Origin of the sequence: Alteromonas sp. 14N.309.X.WAT.G.H12 (assembly GCF_036697315.1) — a bacterium.
Classification (GTDB): Bacteria; Pseudomonadota; Gammaproteobacteria; order Enterobacterales; family Alteromonadaceae; genus Alteromonas.
Window position 1 is genome coordinate 3,323 of the sequence record NZ_JBAHZB010000179.1, and the last position, 513, is coordinate 3,835.

The window sequence follows — 513 nt, forward strand, 5'->3', positions numbered from 1 at the left end:
AAATACCCCATCGGGTAAACCGGCTTGTTGTAAGAGTTTAGCAAGATAGAGGGCACAGCTAGGATCCCGCTCTGAGGGCTTGAGCACAAAGGTGTTGCCACAAACGATGGCGAGGGGAAACATCCATAACGGCACCATGGCGGGAAAATTAAATGGGGTAATACCTGCTACCACGCCAAGGGGTTGATATTCGCTCCAAGAATCAATACCTGGCCCCACGTTTTTGCTGTGTTCGCCTTTCAAAAGTTGGGGCGCTGCGCAGGCGAATTCCACATTTTCAATACCACGCTGTAATTCCCCAGCGGCGTCATGACTGATTTTGCCGTGCTCTGCACCAATTAAGGCAACGATGTCATCGGCGTGTTTTTCTAACAAGCTTTTAAAGGCGAACATCACTCGAGCGCGCTTGTTCACCGGCGTATTGCGCCAATTGGCAAAGGCATTTTGTGCACAACCAATGGCGTCAGAGACCGTTTGTTTTGAGGCCATGACCACTAATTTTTCAGCGTGGCC

General features: G+C 50.3%; 1 protein-coding gene. It reads right to left on the minus strand.

Annotation, left to right across the window (positions count from 1 at the left end; all coding sequences use genetic code 11):
• Nucleotides 1–513: aldehyde dehydrogenase family protein (locus tag V5298_RS20010; protein WP_332933185.1), on the minus strand; the 513-nt coding region annotated here is incomplete at both ends.